Below are 15,715 nucleotides of genomic sequence, written 5' to 3'. Positions count from 1 at the left end.
CACAGGCGCGTGAGAGCTGTGGTGAAACGCGCGGTGCCTGAGCTTTTTGCCGATTTCCGGGCCCCGTCCTTGCGGCGCAGGCGGCGTTCCGGTAGCTGGCCCTCCCGGCCCTTACAAGGACACATCCCATGACCGCGCCCGCGCTTGCCCTGGATTTCGGCACCTCGAATTCCGCCGCAGCCCTTCTCGTCGAGGGCAAGGTCCACCGCCTGCCGATCGAGGCGGGCGCCGATACCCTGCCAACGGCGGTGTTCCTGCCCTCGGATGGCGGCCCCATGCGGATCGGGCGGGCCGCCGAGGCCGCGCTGACCGGCGGTGAGGACGGGCGGTATATGCGCGCCTTGAAAAGCGTCCTGGGCACGTCGCTCTTCCATGAAGAGCGCCGGATCGCGGGGCGGCGGGGGGCGCTCGCCGGGATTGTCACCGCGCTGCTGGCCGAGGTGAAGAGCCGGGCCGAGGCCGCCGCGGGCACCCGGTTTTCCCGCGTTCTGTCCGGCCGGCCGGTGCATTTCCATTCCGGCGATGCCGCGCGCGATGCCCAGGCCGAGGCCGATCTGCGCGCCTGTTACCGTGCCGCGGGCTTCGACGATGTGGCCTTCCTGGCCGAACCCGAGGCGGCGGCCCTTGCCTCCGGCGGGGATGCCCCGCATGCCGAAACCCGGCTGATCGTCGATATCGGCGGTGGCACCTCGGATTTCTCGGTGGTGCGGAGCGGTGCGGCGGGGGTGGAAATCGTCGCCAGCTACGGGATCCGACTGGGCGGCACGGATTTCGACCAGGCCCTGTCCATGGCCCGGGTGATGCCCCTGCTGGGCCTTGGCGGGCAGTTGCGGCGTACCCTGGGCGACGGCCTGCTGCCGATGCCTCGGGCGCTTTACGCCGATCTCTCGACCTGGGCGATGATCCCCTTCCTCTATTCCCGGGACACCGAGCGCGCGGTGGCGGACCTGCTGCGCCATGCGGTCGACCCCGTGCCCCTGGAACGGCTGGCGGCGGTGATCGAGCACCGCCTCGGCCATGACCTGGCCTTCGCCGTCGAGCGCGGCAAGATCGCGGCCAACGGGGCCGAACCCGGGGCCTGCATCGACCTCGGGATCGTGGAACCCGGCCTGAGCACCCCGGTCACCCCCGGCATGCTGAACGCCGCCCTCGCCCCGGCCCGTGAGAAGCTGCGCGCCGCGATCTACGACACCCTTGTCCTCGCCCGCGTGCCCCCGGCCGAGATCGGGGCGGTGGTGCTGGTCGGCGGCTCCAGCCTGATGTCGCTGGTCGCCGAAGAAGCCCGCGCCGTCTGCCCCGCGGCCCGTATCGACCGGTCGGACGCCTTCACGGCGGTGGTCGACGGGTTGGCCCTGGCAACTGCCGGGCAGGGGTGAGAGGCAGGGAAAGGGTTCCCGGTGCGGCCTGCCGACACCCCTCGCCCCCTTTCACCCTGGCACTCGTGACACATGACGAGGGTTGGAATCGCATCGACAGGCCGCGTTATCGGGCTTAGCCTTTGGCCACGTCAGTTCCTGTCACGGTGCCTCCATGTCCTTCGCCAAGGCCTCCGATCTGCTCCGCCTCGCCGAAATGGCCGCCGCCCGGCATCGGGGTGTCGCGTTGAGCGAGATCGAGGCGGAATTCGGCGTCGACCGGCGCACCGCGCAGCGGATGACGAAGGCGCTGGAGGATCTGTTTCCCGCCACCGAGACCAGCACCGACGAGATGCGGCGGAAATACTGGCGGCTCCGGGGCACGGATGCGCGGCTGATGCTGACGCAGGGGATCCGCGACAGCGAGCTGGCCGCGCTGGAGATGAGCATCCGCCGGGCCGAGCGCGAGGGTGCCGCGACGGATGTGAAGGCCTTGAAATCCCTGCGCGACCGGCTGCTGGCCGCGATGCCCGGGCCGCATGCCCGCCGGGCCGAGGCCGATGCCGAGGCGGTGCTGGAGGCCCATGGCTTCGCCTCGCGCCCCGGGCCGCGGGTGCGCAGCGACCCGCGCCTGCTGGCCACCATCGCGGAGGCGCTGAAGGCGCCGTTCATGTTGACGATCAGCTACCTGGGCCGCCGCGACAACGCCCCCCGCGAGCGGCTGGTCGCGCCCTATGGCCTGCTCTTGGGCGCGCGGCGCTACCTGGTCGCTAAGGAACAGGGCGGCGACGGCCGCTTCCGGCATTTCCGGCTGGACCGGATGCAGGGCGCGCGGCTGATGGCGCAGTCTTTCGCCCGCGACCCCGATTTCGACCTGGAGGCCCACGCCGCCCGCGCCTTCGGCTCTTTCCATGCCGCAGAGGAATACGGCCCCGTCGCGTGGCGCTTTGCCCCGTCGGCCGCGTCGGTGGCCCGCGAGTTCGTCTTTCACCCCGACCAGCACGTGACCGAGGAGGCGGACGGATCGCTGACCGTGCGGTTCCAGGCCTGCGGCTGGCTGGAAATGGCCTGGCACCTCTATCAATGGGGTGATGGTGTCGAGGTGCTGGAACCGGAGGGTCTGCGCGCGTTGGTGGCACGTCATCGCAGGTCGGATTTCCCGGCCTTGCCGTGAGGGCTGACAGGATTTGTCATGGCCGGGCGCTAGCAAGGGACATGACCCGCACCCCATGCGGGATTCGCCCGACCAGAAGGAGACACCCGATGTGTCGTTTCACCTACAGTGCCAATCTGCGAAGGGGCAGGCATCCCAGCCAAGCCATGCCCCGTCGGTGCAAATTGCATGCTCGGTCTGGAGGGTGACATGGACATGTTGGTTTGGCCCGGAAAAAGCGCCTCTGATCTGTCCGAAACAGAGCATCCGGCAGTCTATCACATGCTGGATGTGGCGGCAGTGGCCGAGCGGCTGATCGAACCCTTCGGCTTCGACCGGCAACTGCGTGACGCTCTGATCCTGCTTGTCGGCTTGCACGACCTTGGCAAGATCAGCGACAGCTTTCGAGACATGCTGCGCGATGGCGTGCCGCAATCGTTCCGTCATTGGGAATTGACAGAGGCGCTGCTGTTCGAACTGGACCCGGTTCTTGTCCCGCAGATCGGGGGCGATCCATGGCCTCGGCAAACCCTTTATGCCGCGGTTGCAGGCCATCATGGGCGCCCGCCAAAACGCAATATGGGTGGACTGGCCTATTCCGGGCGGCGATCGCGCGATTATCGTTCGGCTTTGGATGCCGTCGGTTCGGGCCTCGACGATGCCCGGCAAGCGGTTGGGGCGTTCTGCGCCCTCTGGCCGGACGCGTGCCTTGATGGATTGGGAGAAGATCGGGCGACGGCCCTGTCATGGTGGTTGCCGGGCTTGTGCACGGCTGCCGATTGGATCGGGTCGAACACGCGCTGGTTCGGGCCGCAGGCCGCCGGTCCCGGACTGGCCGAGTATCTGGCCCGCGCGCGGGATATTGCAGGCAAAGCCGTGGACGATGCAGGCCTTGCATCCGGCAAGGCGCGCGACACACAGTTGTTCGATTTCTCCCTGCGGCCCATGCAGGGCGCCTGTGCCGAGGTGCCCCTGACCGATGGCCCGATGCTGGCCGTCATCGAGGACGAGACCGGCGCGGGCAAGACCGAGGCCGCCCTGCTCCTGGCCCAGCGGATGCTGCTGGCGGGCAAGGGGCGGGGGCTGTTCTTCGCATTGCCCACGATGGCCACGGCGGATGCGATGTTCCGCCGGGCCGCCGGATCGGTTGGCCGACTGTTCGACAGGCACACGACCCTAACGCTGGCCCATGGTCGGGCGGGTCTTTCCGTGGATTTCCGTGATCTCGTGAATGACGGCCCGCGCGGCGAGGAGGATGCCACTTGTACGGACTGGTTGGCCGAAAACCGCCGCCGCGCTTTGCTGGCCGATGTCGGTGTTGGGACGATTGACCAGGCGTTGTTGTCGGTCCTGCCGGTCAGGTTCCAGGCGCTGCGCCATTTTGGGCTGTCATCCAAGATCCTGATCGTGGACGAGGTGCATGAGCTGGGCGAACCTTATATCGGGGCCGAGCTTGCGGCGCTGTTACGGATGCATCGTGCGGCCGGGGGATCGGCGATCCTGCTGACGGCGACTCTGCCACTGGCGCAGCGCAAACGGTTGCTGGAAATCTACGGCGGTCTGTCGGACAGCCCGGCCTATCCGGCCTTGACGGTAGCGGGGGCGGCATCCCCGATTGCCCTTTCGCAGGCGGCGGGGCCACGGGGCGCGGTCCGGGTCCAGCGGCTGTCGCGTGCCGATGAGGCGGTCGACCTTCTGGCGGAGTCTGCGCAACATGGCGCGGCCTGCGTCTGGGTGCGCAACGCCGTCGATGATGCTATCGCCGCGGTTGAGATGCTTCACGCTCGGGGCGTTGAGGCGCATCTGCTGCATGCGCGATTTGCCCTGTGCGACCGCAAGCGGATCGAGGCCGAGGTTCTGGCGCGCGTGGGGAAGGACGGGCAAGGGCGAGAGGGCTTCGTGCTGGTCGGAACGCAGGTTCTGGAATCTTCGCTCGATCTCGATTTCGACGTTATGGTGTCCGACCTTGCACCGATGGCCGCCCTGATTCAGCGCGCCGGGCGGTTGTGGCGGCACATGGACCTGCGCCCGGCCGCGACGCGCCCGGTGCCTGCGCCGGTTCTGCATGTGCTGTCGCCCGATCCGGTGCAGGTGGCCGATGATCGCTGGTTGCACGGCACGCTGGATCGTGGCGCCTGGGTCTATCCGGTGGCCGATCAGTGGCGCACGGCGGATGTTCTGTTCCGGGTTGGCCAGATCGAGGCGCCTTCGGGCCTGCGTGCGCTGATCGAGCCCGTGCATGGCGACGAGGCTGGACTGCTCCCGGAGGTGCTGCAGGCCGCCGAGGTCAGGGCCGAGGGCGAGGGGGCCGCGGCCCGCGGACATGCGGCGCAGAATATCGTCGATCTGGCTGCGGGCTATCGCGCGGGCGGGCAGGCCACTGACGATGCCAGTTACCCGACGAGATTGGGCGAGGCGCAACGCAATCTGGTGCTGGCCCGGCGCGAGGCCGGCGCATTGCGGCCTTGGGCGGGGGATAAGGGCGATGATGCCTGGGCGATGTCCGAGGTTGCGGCCCGCCTGACGCGCCTGGACGCGCTGCCGCTGCCGGACCAATCCGCGCCAGAGATCGCCGCCGTTACCCGCGACTGGCCCGAATGGAAGTGCGCCGAGTACCGGCTATGCCCCGTCGCCGAGGACGGGACGATCTGTGCGGGGTTGCGGTATGACGCGGGGCTTGGGCTGATTTTTGGTGACAATTCCTGACACCCCCGGCGTTTGACCGGCTTTACAGCGGGGATGCTGAGTGCTCTCTTTTCACCCGTGGATTGTGTGGAGATTTTCATGCCCCTCAATTTGATCGAAGATCCTTGGATTCCGGTTCTATGTGCCGATGGCACTCGGCGGGTGATCGCCCCCTGGCAGATGGCCGGACCGGGCATTCTGCGACCTGACTGGCCACGCCCCGATCTGAACATCGCCTGCTACGAATTCCTGATCGGCCTTGTCTTTCTGGCCGATCCGCCTGCGAACAATGGCGCATGGCAGCGCCGCGTCGCCCCCGATCCGCAGCGCCTCAAGGACCGGCTTGCCCCGTTTGCGCCGGCCTTCAACCTGCTGGGTGAGGGGCCGCTGTTCCTGCAGGATCAGGAGCCTCTGCCGGGACAGCCAGGCCCCGTGGACATGCTGTTCATCGACAGCGCCGGGGTGAGCACGGCGAAGAACAATGCCGATCTGATGGTCCACCGACATCGTTACGGGCGGCTTGACCTGCCGCTGGCGGCGATGGCGCTTTATGCCTTTCAGGCGCATGCGCCGTCGGGCGGCGCGGGAAACCGTACCTCGATGCGCGGCGGCGGTCCGTTGGTGACGCTGGTCGATCCGGGTGATGGCCTGTGGGCGCTGGTCTGGGCCAATGTCCCCTGCGGCACGCCCGGCACAATGAACGATTTGCCCTGGATGCGCCCGACGAATGTTTCCGAAGAGGGGCAACAGACCTTGCCACCGGAGGGGCGCGTTTTTGGGGCCGAGGCGTTCTTTGGCATGCCGCGGCGGCTGCGCCTGGCCGGGGACGATGCAGGGGTCACCGGTATCGTTCAAAAGCCTTGGGGCACGAATTATGCCAAGTGGAAACATCCGCTGAGTCCGCACTACCGCACCAAGGCGGGTGAGGAATGGCTGCCCCGGCATCCGCGCCCCGACCGGTTCGGCTATCGCAACTGGTTGGGTGTCGTGGCCCAGGAGGTGGGCGGCGAGACCTCTGAACGCGCGCTTTCCCTGCGCGATTGGGGGCAGCGCGGCGGCGACGCGTCGGTCATGGTCGCCGGCTGGGCCATGGACAACATGAAGCCGCGCGATTTCACGCTGTCGGTGCAACCCCTTCTGAACCTGCCCGTCGAAGCCGAGGACCGCTTGGTGGGAATGATCCTTGCCGCCGAGGCCGCCGGTGTGGCGCTGCGTGGGGCGCTGGAACCCGTTCTGGCAGGCGGCGAGGCGCGTGAAGCCGAGCGCGAGGCGTTCTTTGCCGCGACCGAGGATCGATTCCTGCACCGGGTGCAAGAGCTGAAGGCGGGGCATGATCCGCGCCCCGCCTGGCTGGCCGATTTGCGCGCGCAGGCCCTGGGGCAGTTCGATGCGCTGGCGGTGCCCGGGCTGGACCGGCGCGAAACCGATCGGATCGCGCAGATCGTCAAGGCGCGGAACGGCCTAGCCGCCGTGTTCGCGGGCTATGGCAAGTATGGACGTGAGATCTTCACGCAACTCGGGATGGAACTGCCGGCAAGGAAGAAGGGGAAAGCAGCATGAGCGATCAGGCCAGGACGCCGGGGGCCATCGCCCTTGGCTGGTGGAGCACGCATATCGGTGCGCGCGACAGCGCCGCGGCCCGCGCGCTGGCGGCCCGGCTGCGGCGGGCGGCGCCGATGGCGGTCTTGTGCGAACCCGCCGTGCAGGATCTGGCGCGCGCGCTGGGGATCGGGCCTGCACGGGCGCAGGATCTTGTTCGGTTGGCCGGTCTGTTGGCCGAGGTGCGCGAACATGACAGCGCACCGCTTGCGCGGCGGCTGGGCGGGGCAGAGCCGGTCCTGTCCCATCTGCGGTTCCAGCGCCTGATGCGGGCCGAGGGCGACGAGCTGACCGCGCTGATGCGGCGGGCGATCATCATGGCGGACCGGCGCTGCAACGTGGCGGCGCTGGCGGGTGATTTGCTGCACTGGGAGGCCGCCCGGCCGCGCTGGTGCTTTCATTATTTCGGCGCCGATGCGCCCAGGGACGAGTCGAAGGAGACGATTGAATGAGTACCTTTCTGCAATTCCACTTGCTGACCAGCTATGGCCCCTCGAACCCGAACCGCGACGATCAGGGGCGCCCGAAACAGGCGATGGTCGGGGGCAGCCCGCGGCTGCGCATGTCCTCGCAATCGGTCAAGCGCGCCCTGCGCGAAAGCGCCTTCTTCGCGCTGGATCTGGAGGGCAACATGGGCACGCGCACCAAGCGCATCTATGGCGAACTGGTCGAGCGTTTGTCGCGGCAAGACGCCCCGGAAAAGACGGTGCGCGAGGCCGCCGAGCAGGTGGCGGCAATCTTCGGCAAGCTTGAAACGCCGAAAAAAGGCGAAGAGAGCCGGGTCGCGACCACGTTGGCCTTCATCTCTCCCGAGGAATGGCAACTGGCCGAGGACCTGGCCGCCAAGATCATCGCGGGCGAAGACCTGCCCAAGGACAAGGATCTGAAAAAATTGGTCCTGCGTCATGCCGATGGCGCCGTGGATATCGCGATGTTCGGCCGGATGCTGGCCGATGACGCCGATTATAACCGCGACGCGGCGGTGCAGGTGGCCCATGCCATCACAACTCATCCCGCGCAGGCCGAGGAGGACTGGTATTCTGCCGTCGATGACTTGAACAAGGCCGAAGAGACCGGCGCCGGCCATCTGGGCGAGACCGCCTTTGGTTCGGGCGTGTATTATCAGTATGTCTGTGTGAACTGCGACCTGCTGATCCAGAACCTTGCGGGCGACAGGGACCTTGCCACCAAAGGGGCTGAGGCGCTGGCGCGCGCCGTCGCACAGACGACCCCACGGGGCAAACAGAACAGCTTTGCCCACCACCCGCGCGCCCATTACGTTCTGGCCGAAAAGGGGGCACAGGCCCCGCGTGACCTCTCGGGCGCCTATTTCGAACCGGTCAGGAAACCGCCTTTCCTGGAAAACTCCGTGGCCGCATTGACCAAGGCCCGCGCCGATATCGATGCGGCCTATGGCCCGGCCTGGGAGGCCGACTGCGCCCTTCATGTGGGCGTTGGCGGCACGCTGGACGATATCGTCCGCTTTGCGGGCGATGCGGTGCGGGGGGCGTGATGCGGCCCTATCTGGTATTCGGCCTGACCGCCACTCTCGGGTCGATGGGCGAGCTTGCCGGGCACGAACGGCGCGGGTCGTTGGCCTGGCCTGGCCGCTCTGCGATCCTGGGGCTTCTGGGCGCTGCGATGGGGATTGAAAGGGGCGGCGACTTTTCGGAACTGGATGCGTTGGACCTGGCTGTGGCGGTGTTCGACAGGGGCGCCCCCTTGCGCGACTATCACACCGTGCAAACCGTTCCCTCTGCAGCCGCAAAACGGCCCAATTCCCGCCCCGAGGCCTTGGCCGCGGCGCGCGGGCGGCTGAACACCGCGATCACCCTGCGCGATTATCGCTCGGGCGTGTTCTACGGCGTCGCTGTCTGGGGGGACGGCCTGGAGGCGCTGGAGGCCGCGTTGAACCGGCCGCACTACACGCTGTATTTCGGGCGAAAATCCTGCCCCCTGGCGGCGCCACCGGGCGCAAAAGTGGTGCAGGCCGTCAGCCCCGAGGCGGCGCTGGCGCATCTAACCCCGCCGCCCTGGCGTTGTGCAGAGTCGGCAGCGATGGACTGCGTGCTGGTCTGCGACGCGGCCGAGGGCGACGCGCTGCAAGAAGAGGTTCAGGACGTGCCCCGTGACCGGGCGTTGTGGCATTTCGGCCGGCGCCGTATTGCCCTGCGCGATGTCACGATTACCCTGGGGGGCGCAGCATGACCCTCTATTTCAGCCGGATCAGGCTGGCGCGCAACCCTTCGACACAGGCGTTGGCGAGTCTTCTGACGCCATCCGAAGCGGGTCCGCGTCACTCGGCTCAGCACAAGCTGCTTTGGGCTGCCTTCGCCGACGGTCCCGACAGGCGGCGTGATTTCCTGTGGCGTGAAGACCATGATGGAACGTTCCTGACATTGTCTGCCCGCCCGCCCCAACCGATGGACCTGTTTGCCCCCCATGAGGTCAAGCCATTCGCGCCGGCCTTGGCTCCCGGCCAAATGCTGGACTTCGTGCTTCGCGCCAATGCGACCCGGATGAAACGGGATACAGGACGCCGCGTGGACGTGGTGATGGATGCACTGCACGATCTGCCCAAGGGCACACGGGCACCCGAACGGTTGGCAGCCGCCAGCCGCGAAGGCGCGGCCTGGCTGGGGCGCCAGGGGGCGGCGGCGGGGTTTCGCGTCGACTCTGCCGTGGCCGGGGACTATGCCACCGTGGCGCTGCCAGGGCACCGCGGCCCGCGCAAGGGGCAGCCGCAATTCGGCATTCTCGACCTCGAGGGTCGGATCGAGGTGACCGATCCGGCGGTGTTCCTGTCACATCTGGCCCGTGGTTTCGGGCGCGCCAAGGCGTTCGGTTGCGGACTGATGCTGATCCGCCGCGCGCCATGACCGGCGGTGGCCTGCCCGGCCTGCCGCCGCCGCGGCCGATCCCGCTGAAGGATCGCGCCTCGCTGGTGTTTGTCGAACGGGCCAAGCTGGACGTGGCCGATGGCGCCTTCGTCGCGCTGAATGCTGATGGCACGCGCACCCAGATCCCGGTTGGCGGGCTGGCCGGGATCATGCTGGAACCCGGCGCGCGCATTTCCCATGCCGCCATCGCGCTGGCAGCGCGGGCCGGCACGCTGATCACCTGGGTCGGCGAGGGCGGCGTGCGGCTCTACTCTGCCGGACAGCCGGGCGGGGCGCGATCGGATCATCTGCTGTGGCAGGCATCCATCGCGCTGGACCCGTCCGCGCGGCTAAGGGTCGTGCGCAAGATGTATGCGATGCGGTTCGGCGAGGATGCCCCCTCGCGCCGGTCCATCGACCAACTGCGCGGGATCGAGGGCGTCCGCGTGCGCGAATCCTATGCGCTGTTGGCCCGGCAATACGGGGTAAACTGGAAACGCCGCGCCTATGACCCTGCGGATTGGCAGGCCGCCGATGTTCCCAACCGTTGCCTTTCGGCCGCCACCGCCTGTCTGCACGGCCTGAGCGAGGCCGCGGTTCTGGCCGCGGGCTATGCCCCGGCAATCGGATTCCTGCATACGGGCAAGCCGCTCTCCTTCGTCTATGACATTGCCGATCTCTTCAAGATCGACACAGTCGTCCCCGAGGCGTTCCGGATCGCCGGGCAGGCGGCCAAGGGCAAGCTGGACATGGCGCCCGACCGCGCCGTGCGGCTGGCCTGCCGGGACGCATTCCGCCGCACCGGGCTTCTTGGGCGCATCATCCCAGCCATCGAAGAGGTCCTGTCAGCCGGCGATCTGCCGCGTCCCGATCCGTCACCCGAGGCCCTGCCCCCGGCTTTCTCCGACGCGCCGCCCTCGGGCGACCCGGGACACAGGTGATCCATGATGGTCGTGGTCGTCACGAATGTGCCGCCCAGGCTGCGCGGTCGCCTTGCCGCCTGGCTGGTCGAGATCAGGGCTGGCGTCTATGTCGGGAATTATTCCGCCCGCACCCGAGAGATGATCTGGAAACAGGTTCTGGCGGGGCTGGATACGGGTGACGCAGTTATGGTCTGGAAGGCCCCTACCGATCAAGGCTACGATTTCCTCACGGCGGGAAAGAACCGTCGGATGTCGGTGGAATTCGACGGTTTGAAGCTGGTTAGCTTCTTTCCCCAAAAGCCGCGGTAAGGGCGCTCGAACGCCCTTATTGCCGGTGCGCTCTTTGACATCGTGATTTTCTTGGTGGATCAATGGCCTGCAGGAAGACTGTTCCCCGCCCACGCGGGGATGAACCGACTTACGTCGAGGTTACGAAGGAAGGTGGTGACTGTTCCCCGCCCACGCGGGGATGAACCGGCTTGGTGCGGGCGGGTCACTAGTTCCGGCTCCTGTTCCCCGCCCACGCGGGGATGAACCGACAGACAGACTCGGGGTCATCGGCCTGTTGCTCTGTTCCCCGCCCACGCGGGGATGAACCGGGATAGGGGCGACCGTGAACCGCCTGATAGGCCTGTTCCCCGCCCACGCGGGGATGAACCGGGCGATACCGGCAGCCGCTATCAGGCCGATAACTGTTCCCCGCCCACGCGGGGATGAACCGTTCGGCCTGGCGATCCGGCGTGCGGAAAGCCTCTGTTCCCCGCCCACGCGGGGATGAACCGGTCATGCCCTTCGATGAACAGTTTGATGGCGCCTGTTCCCCGCCCACGCGGGGATGAACCGATCAAGCGCCCGACGCGCATCGAGTATAGCGTCTGTTCCCCGCCCACGCGGGGATGAACCGAGGACGAAAACGGCCTTTTCGTCAAGGGCCGACTGTTCCCCGCCCACGCGGGGATGAACCGGCTCGCCCTGATCTTTCAAGGACTCCAGACAACTGTTCCCCGCCCACGCGGGGATGAACCGAGGGCAGAATGAAATCTGATGATGTAACCGAACTGTTCCCCGCCCACGCGGGGATGAACCGGCTTTCCGCGCCGCGTCTTTGCCGACCTTGCGCTGTTCCCCGCCCACGCGGGGATGAACCGCCTTTCGAGAGCGGCAGCGTCCTGGCGGTGCGCTGTTCCCCGCCCACGCGGGGATGAACCGGTCAGCCGCGCCAGTATCGAAACCACGAACTACTGTTCCCCGCCCACGCGGGGATGAACCGTGCACCACGAGGTGTTCGCAGATCAGCTGTCCCTGTTCCCCGCCCACGCGGGGATGAACCGTCGGCCACCCGCTATACTCTGGTTGCGCCGGACTGTTCCCCGCCCACGCGGGGATGAACCGTCCTGCGCGATGCGGCGGAAATAGTCGAAAGCCTGTTCCCCGCCCACGCGGGGATGAACCGCCGTTCGGCTATGTCGGTGCCGGCGATTATGCCTGTTCCCCGCCCACGCGGGGATGAACCGCTTACTGCCCGTCCTGCATATGGCGCAGCGACCTGTTCCCCGCCCACGCGGGGATGAACCGGCGTGGATCACCCGGTGCCGCTGACGCAAGCCCTGTTCCCCGCCCACGCGGGGATGAACCGTTGATCGTGTCGGGGGTGATGAGCTTCATTCCCTGTTCCCCGCCCACGCGGGGATGAACCGGCCTATATGTCCGTGGCGGATGTGTCCGGGCACTGTTCCCCGCCCACGCGGGGATGAACCGCGCCTCTTTCACGTCGCCGATCTTGTTGCTGACTGTTCCCCGCCCACGCGGGGATGAACCGGTCGCGGACGGCGCCGAGTTCACCTACGGCAGCTGTTCCCCGCCCACGCGGGGATGAACCGGCCATGCAGCCGTCAATGAAGGTGGTCCCCCCCTGTTCCCCGCCCACGCGGGGATGAACCGCTGTTTGCGATCACCCGGCAGACCATCATCAACTGTTCCCCGCCCACGCGGGGATGAACCGAGAGGATCAGAGAGAGCAATCGTGCTCGTCTCCTGTTCCCCGCCCACGCGGGGATGAACCGGACGCTCACACGCGCATCAAGCTCGCCTGCGCCTGTTCCCCGCCCACGCGGGGATGAACCGAGGTTTCCGATCTCGACCCCGCCGACGCCCTGCTGTTCCCCGCCCACGCGGGGATGAACCGATCCCGCGCCACCGCCCACCCAGGACGCGCCGCTGTTCCCCGCCCACGCGGGGATGAACCGAGAAGCAGGGCCACGTCAGGGTCGAGGATGGCCTGTTCCCCGCCCACGCGGGGATGAACCGGCCGATTGGCAGCATGTCCACCCGGACATAATCTGTTCCCCGCCCACGCGGGGATGAACCGTTGACTGGGGCGGTGATTGGGCGTTTTACGATCTGTTCCCCGCCCACGCGGGGATGAACCGCGTTTCCGCTGTCTCCGCCATTTCAACGCGGACTGTTCCCCGCCCACGCGGGGATGAACCGAAATCGGCGCGAAACGACAGCCGATACATGACCTGTTCCCCGCCCACGCGGGGATGAACCGACCGCGTTCCCGCAGTTTTCCAGCTATGATGACTGTTCCCCGCCCACGCGGGGATGAACCGGACGGGGGTCCCCGCTTTAGCGGGGGTGTCCGCTGTTCCCCGCCCACGCGGGGATGAACCGTGCGGTCTGGCCCCGGATGAATTTCATATTCACTGTTCCCCGCCCACGCGGGGATGAACCGCCTTTCCGGCGGGCGGTGACCCCGCCTTTGATCTGTTCCCCGCCCACGCGGGGATGAACCGTCCCGAATATCCGCGTAACAGAACATGGACGCCTGTTCCCCGCCCACGCGGGGATGAACCGTAGAACCAACCGATGGGCGGTTTTTTGGACATCTGTTCCCCGCCCACGCGGGGATGAACCGAATAAGAGGAACCTCGGAGCCGCTTTTGTAGACTGTTCCCCGCCCACGCGGGGATGAACCGATGCCAGCGCCGCCGCCCTGGGCAATCGCGGCCTGTTCCCCGCCCACGCGGGGATGAACCGGTGCATTCACAATTCTGATTGCATCGAAGGCACTGTTCCCCGCCCACGCGGGGATGAACCGAAAAAGAGCGTCGGCTTCTTGGGTTTGCGGATCTGTTCCCCGCCCACGCGGGGATGAACCGCGTAACGGACATCGTAGTTCCGGCCAGCTCGCCCTGTTCCCCGCCCACGCGGGGATGAACCGGACGAAATCCTGATCGGCGTGCATCAGGCCGCCTGTTCCCCGCCCACGCGGGGATGAACCGACGACATCAACGACCTGCTCCTTCTGGACGACCTGTTCCCCGCCCACGCGGGGATGAACCGTATGCGGACCTCGCCAGCGTCATGGATGCCTGCTGTTCCCCGCCCACGCGGGGATGAACCGGAACAGGGGCTGCCGGTCCTGCCGCCGGATAGCTGTTCCCCGCCCACGCGGGGATGAACCGGCGTCCAGCTTACCCCGCCGTTTGTGATGTATCTGTTCCCCGCCCACGCGGGGATGAACCGGCTGGCCGTTGACGCGGATCGTGTCGAGCAGGCTGTTCCCCGCCCACGCGGGGATGAACCGGTGACGGGAACCCCCGCAAAAACAAGCGTTTCCTGTTCCCCGCCCACGCGGGGATGAACCGGACATGCCTTCAACTCGATCCGTCGCAGGGGGCTGTTCCCCGCCCACGCGGGGATGAACCCTGCGCAAATTCGTTGAAAGCGTCGGCGGCCTCCTGTTCCCCGCCCACGCGGGGATGAACCGGCCGCGGTTAATGGTGCCCCCGACCGCATCACCTGTTCCCCGCCCACGCGGGGATGAACCGTTGTCATCTTTGGTGACAATGACCCGAAATTCCTGTTCCCCGCCCACGCGGGGATGAACCGGACTACGTTGGCCGCAGCCTGTGCGAAGCTGCCTGTTCCCCGCCCACGCGGGGATGAACCGGCGGCTTTCAAATTGATCGGCAACCTCCGCACCTGTTCCCCGCCCACGCGGGGATGAACCGCAGGTGTCCGACACGCCGTCCCAAAAGCTGCCCTGTTCCCCGCCCACGCGGGGATGAACCGTGCGAGGAGATGATCGCCTATGGTTATGTGACCTGTTCCCCGCCCACGCGGGGATGAACCGCCGACCGGCTGGCACGGATCGACCTGGACACGCTGTTCCCCGCCCACGCGGGGATGAACCGTCGTCTAGGCCCGTGCTCGCCTATGGCTGCGCCTGTTCCCCGCCCACGCGGGGATGAACCGCCCGGACCCTGAAAATCCGTTTCAATGATGTACTGTTCCCCGCCCACGCGGGGATGAACCGCTGGGTCAGATCGCAATCCGAATAAAGGATGCCTGTTCCCCGCCCACGCGGGGATGAACCGACGAATCCCAGACCAGCGCATCCATGTTGAACCTGTTCCCCGCCCACGCGGGGATGAACCGCGACTGGCCGCGCCGGGATGCGCGCGCCTGGCCTGTTCCCCGCCCACGCGGGGATGAACCGACCCAACTCCTGAAATACATCTCGGACACCAACTGTTCCCCGCCCACGCGGGGATGAACCGGGCCTGCCGTTGGCGTGGCGATCCTTGCCCTTCTGTTCCCCGCCCACGCGGGGATGAACCGGACCATGCACGGTGATCGTCATCGGGGAGCCGCTGTTCCCCGCCCACGCGGGGATGAACCGCTGATAGAGCGGGTCTGACGGCTCCAGGTTCGCTGTTCCCCGCCCACGCGGGGATGAACCGCTGGTTGAGGCTGGCCGCAAGCGGAATGTGCCCTGTTCCCCGCCCACGCGGGGATGAACCGAAATTTTCGGCGCTCGCGTATTCGCCCAGGATCTGTTCCCCGCCCACGCGGGGATGAACCGATGACCAGCTTGGCCTGAACAGCTACGGCGAACTGTTCCCCGCCCACGCGGGGATGAACCGCCATAGGGCCTTGTCCTTGCCGGGGTGCGAGCCTGTTCCCCGCCCACGCGGGGATGAACCGGGCCGCTTGCCATCGTTCGGCCTCGGGCGTGCCTGTTCCCCGCCCACGCGGGGATGAACCGATGACCAGCTTGGCCTGAACAGCTACGGCGAACTGTTCCCCGCCCACGCGGGGATGAACCGCCATAGC

General features: G+C 67.2%; 10 protein-coding genes and 1 CRISPR repeat array. All 10 genes read left to right on the top strand.

What is annotated here, in order from left to right; genetic code table 11:
• The first annotated feature begins 128 nt into the window (after positions 1-128).
• The 10 genes from EV656_RS00950 (at position 129) to cas2e (ending at position 10,903) form a co-directional block, all read left to right on the top strand.
• Entirely contained in the window at positions 129-1,376 is a 1,248-nt protein-coding gene (locus EV656_RS00950; protein WP_132598541.1) for an Hsp70 family protein, read from the top strand.
• Positions 1,377-1,530: 154 nt separating this feature from the next.
• Positions 1,531-2,529: a helix-turn-helix transcriptional regulator gene (locus tag EV656_RS00945; protein WP_132598539.1), complete on the top strand. Its 999-nt coding sequence runs from the start codon at positions 1,531-1,533 to the stop codon at positions 2,527-2,529.
• Positions 2,530-2,718: 189 nt separating this feature from the next.
• Positions 2,719-5,214, top strand: a complete 2,496-nt coding sequence (gene cas3 / locus EV656_RS00940; RefSeq protein ID WP_242468950.1) for a CRISPR-associated helicase Cas3' — start codon at positions 2,719-2,721, stop codon at positions 5,212-5,214.
• A 78-nt stretch (positions 5,215-5,292) separates the two neighbouring features.
• Positions 5,293-6,753, top strand: a complete 1,461-nt coding sequence (casA, locus tag EV656_RS00935; protein WP_165918908.1) for a type I-E CRISPR-associated protein Cse1/CasA — start codon at positions 5,293-5,295, stop codon at positions 6,751-6,753.
• Positions 6,750-7,244 carry a type I-E CRISPR-associated protein Cse2/CasB gene (casB, locus tag EV656_RS00930; protein WP_132598535.1) on the top strand — a complete coding sequence of 165 codons (495 nt, stop codon included), beginning with the start codon at positions 6,750-6,752 and terminating at the stop codon, positions 7,242-7,244. Before casA ends, casB begins: the two co-directional genes overlap by 4 nt.
• The gene (cas7e, locus tag EV656_RS00925; RefSeq protein WP_132598533.1) at positions 7,241-8,305 is read left to right on the top strand and encodes a type I-E CRISPR-associated protein Cas7/Cse4/CasC; all 1,065 of its coding nucleotides are present in this window, start codon (positions 7,241-7,243) and stop codon (positions 8,303-8,305) included. The genes casB and cas7e overlap by 4 nt, the downstream gene beginning before the upstream one ends.
• Entirely contained in the window at positions 8,305-9,000 is a 696-nt protein-coding gene (cas5e, locus tag EV656_RS00920; RefSeq protein WP_132598531.1) for a type I-E CRISPR-associated protein Cas5/CasD, read from the top strand. Before cas7e ends, cas5e begins: the two co-directional genes overlap by 1 nt.
• A complete protein-coding gene (cas6e, locus tag EV656_RS00915; protein WP_132598529.1) occupies positions 8,997-9,671 on the top strand; it encodes a type I-E CRISPR-associated protein Cas6/Cse3/CasE in 675 nt (224 codons plus the stop codon). Before cas5e ends, cas6e begins: the two co-directional genes overlap by 4 nt.
• Complete coding sequence (gene cas1e, locus EV656_RS00910; RefSeq protein ID WP_132598527.1) at positions 9,668-10,612, top strand: type I-E CRISPR-associated endonuclease Cas1e; 945 nt, start codon at positions 9,668-9,670, stop codon at positions 10,610-10,612. The genes cas6e and cas1e overlap by 4 nt, the downstream gene beginning before the upstream one ends.
• A 3-nt stretch (positions 10,613-10,615) precedes the next feature.
• Positions 10,616-10,903 carry a type I-E CRISPR-associated endoribonuclease Cas2e gene (gene cas2e / locus EV656_RS00905; protein WP_132598525.1) on the top strand — a complete coding sequence of 96 codons (288 nt, stop codon included), beginning with the start codon at positions 10,616-10,618 and terminating at the stop codon, positions 10,901-10,903.
• Positions 10,904-10,981: 78 nt separating this feature from the next.
• A CRISPR array of direct repeats spans positions 10,982-15,708; the repeat unit is 29 nt; unit sequence CTGTTCCCCGCCCACGCGGGGATGAACCG.
• Positions 15,709-15,715: the final 7 nt, after the last annotated feature.

It is taken from the genome of Rhodovulum adriaticum (assembly GCF_004345735.1).
Classification (GTDB): Bacteria; Pseudomonadota; Alphaproteobacteria; order Rhodobacterales; family Rhodobacteraceae; genus Rhodovulum; species Rhodovulum adriaticum.
Note: the sequence above shows the minus strand (reverse complement) of the source record. Positions and strands in the feature narration are given on the sequence as shown.

Bases quoted from the DNA above. Each gene is read 5' to 3' on its own strand.
- cas2e (WP_132598525.1), top strand. From the start codon at position 10,616: ATGATGGTCGTGGTCGTCACGAATGTGCCGCCCAGGCTGCGCGGTCGC.
- cas7e (WP_132598533.1), top strand. From the start codon at position 7,241: ATGAGTACCTTTCTGCAATTCCACTTGCTGACCAGCTATGGCCCCTCG.
- cas1e (WP_132598527.1), top strand. From the start codon at position 9,668: ATGACCGGCGGTGGCCTGCCCGGCCTGCCGCCGCCGCGGCCGATCCCG.
- cas3 (WP_242468950.1), top strand. From the start codon at position 2,719: ATGGACATGTTGGTTTGGCCCGGAAAAAGCGCCTCTGATCTGTCCGAA.
- casA (WP_165918908.1), top strand. From the start codon at position 5,293: ATGCCCCTCAATTTGATCGAAGATCCTTGGATTCCGGTTCTATGTGCC.
- EV656_RS00945 (WP_132598539.1), top strand. From the start codon at position 1,531: ATGTCCTTCGCCAAGGCCTCCGATCTGCTCCGCCTCGCCGAAATGGCC.
- cas5e (WP_132598531.1), top strand. From the start codon at position 8,305: ATGCGGCCCTATCTGGTATTCGGCCTGACCGCCACTCTCGGGTCGATG.
- casB (WP_132598535.1), top strand. From the start codon at position 6,750: ATGAGCGATCAGGCCAGGACGCCGGGGGCCATCGCCCTTGGCTGGTGG.
- EV656_RS00950 (WP_132598541.1), top strand. From the start codon at position 129: ATGACCGCGCCCGCGCTTGCCCTGGATTTCGGCACCTCGAATTCCGCC.
- cas6e (WP_132598529.1), top strand. From the start codon at position 8,997: ATGACCCTCTATTTCAGCCGGATCAGGCTGGCGCGCAACCCTTCGACA.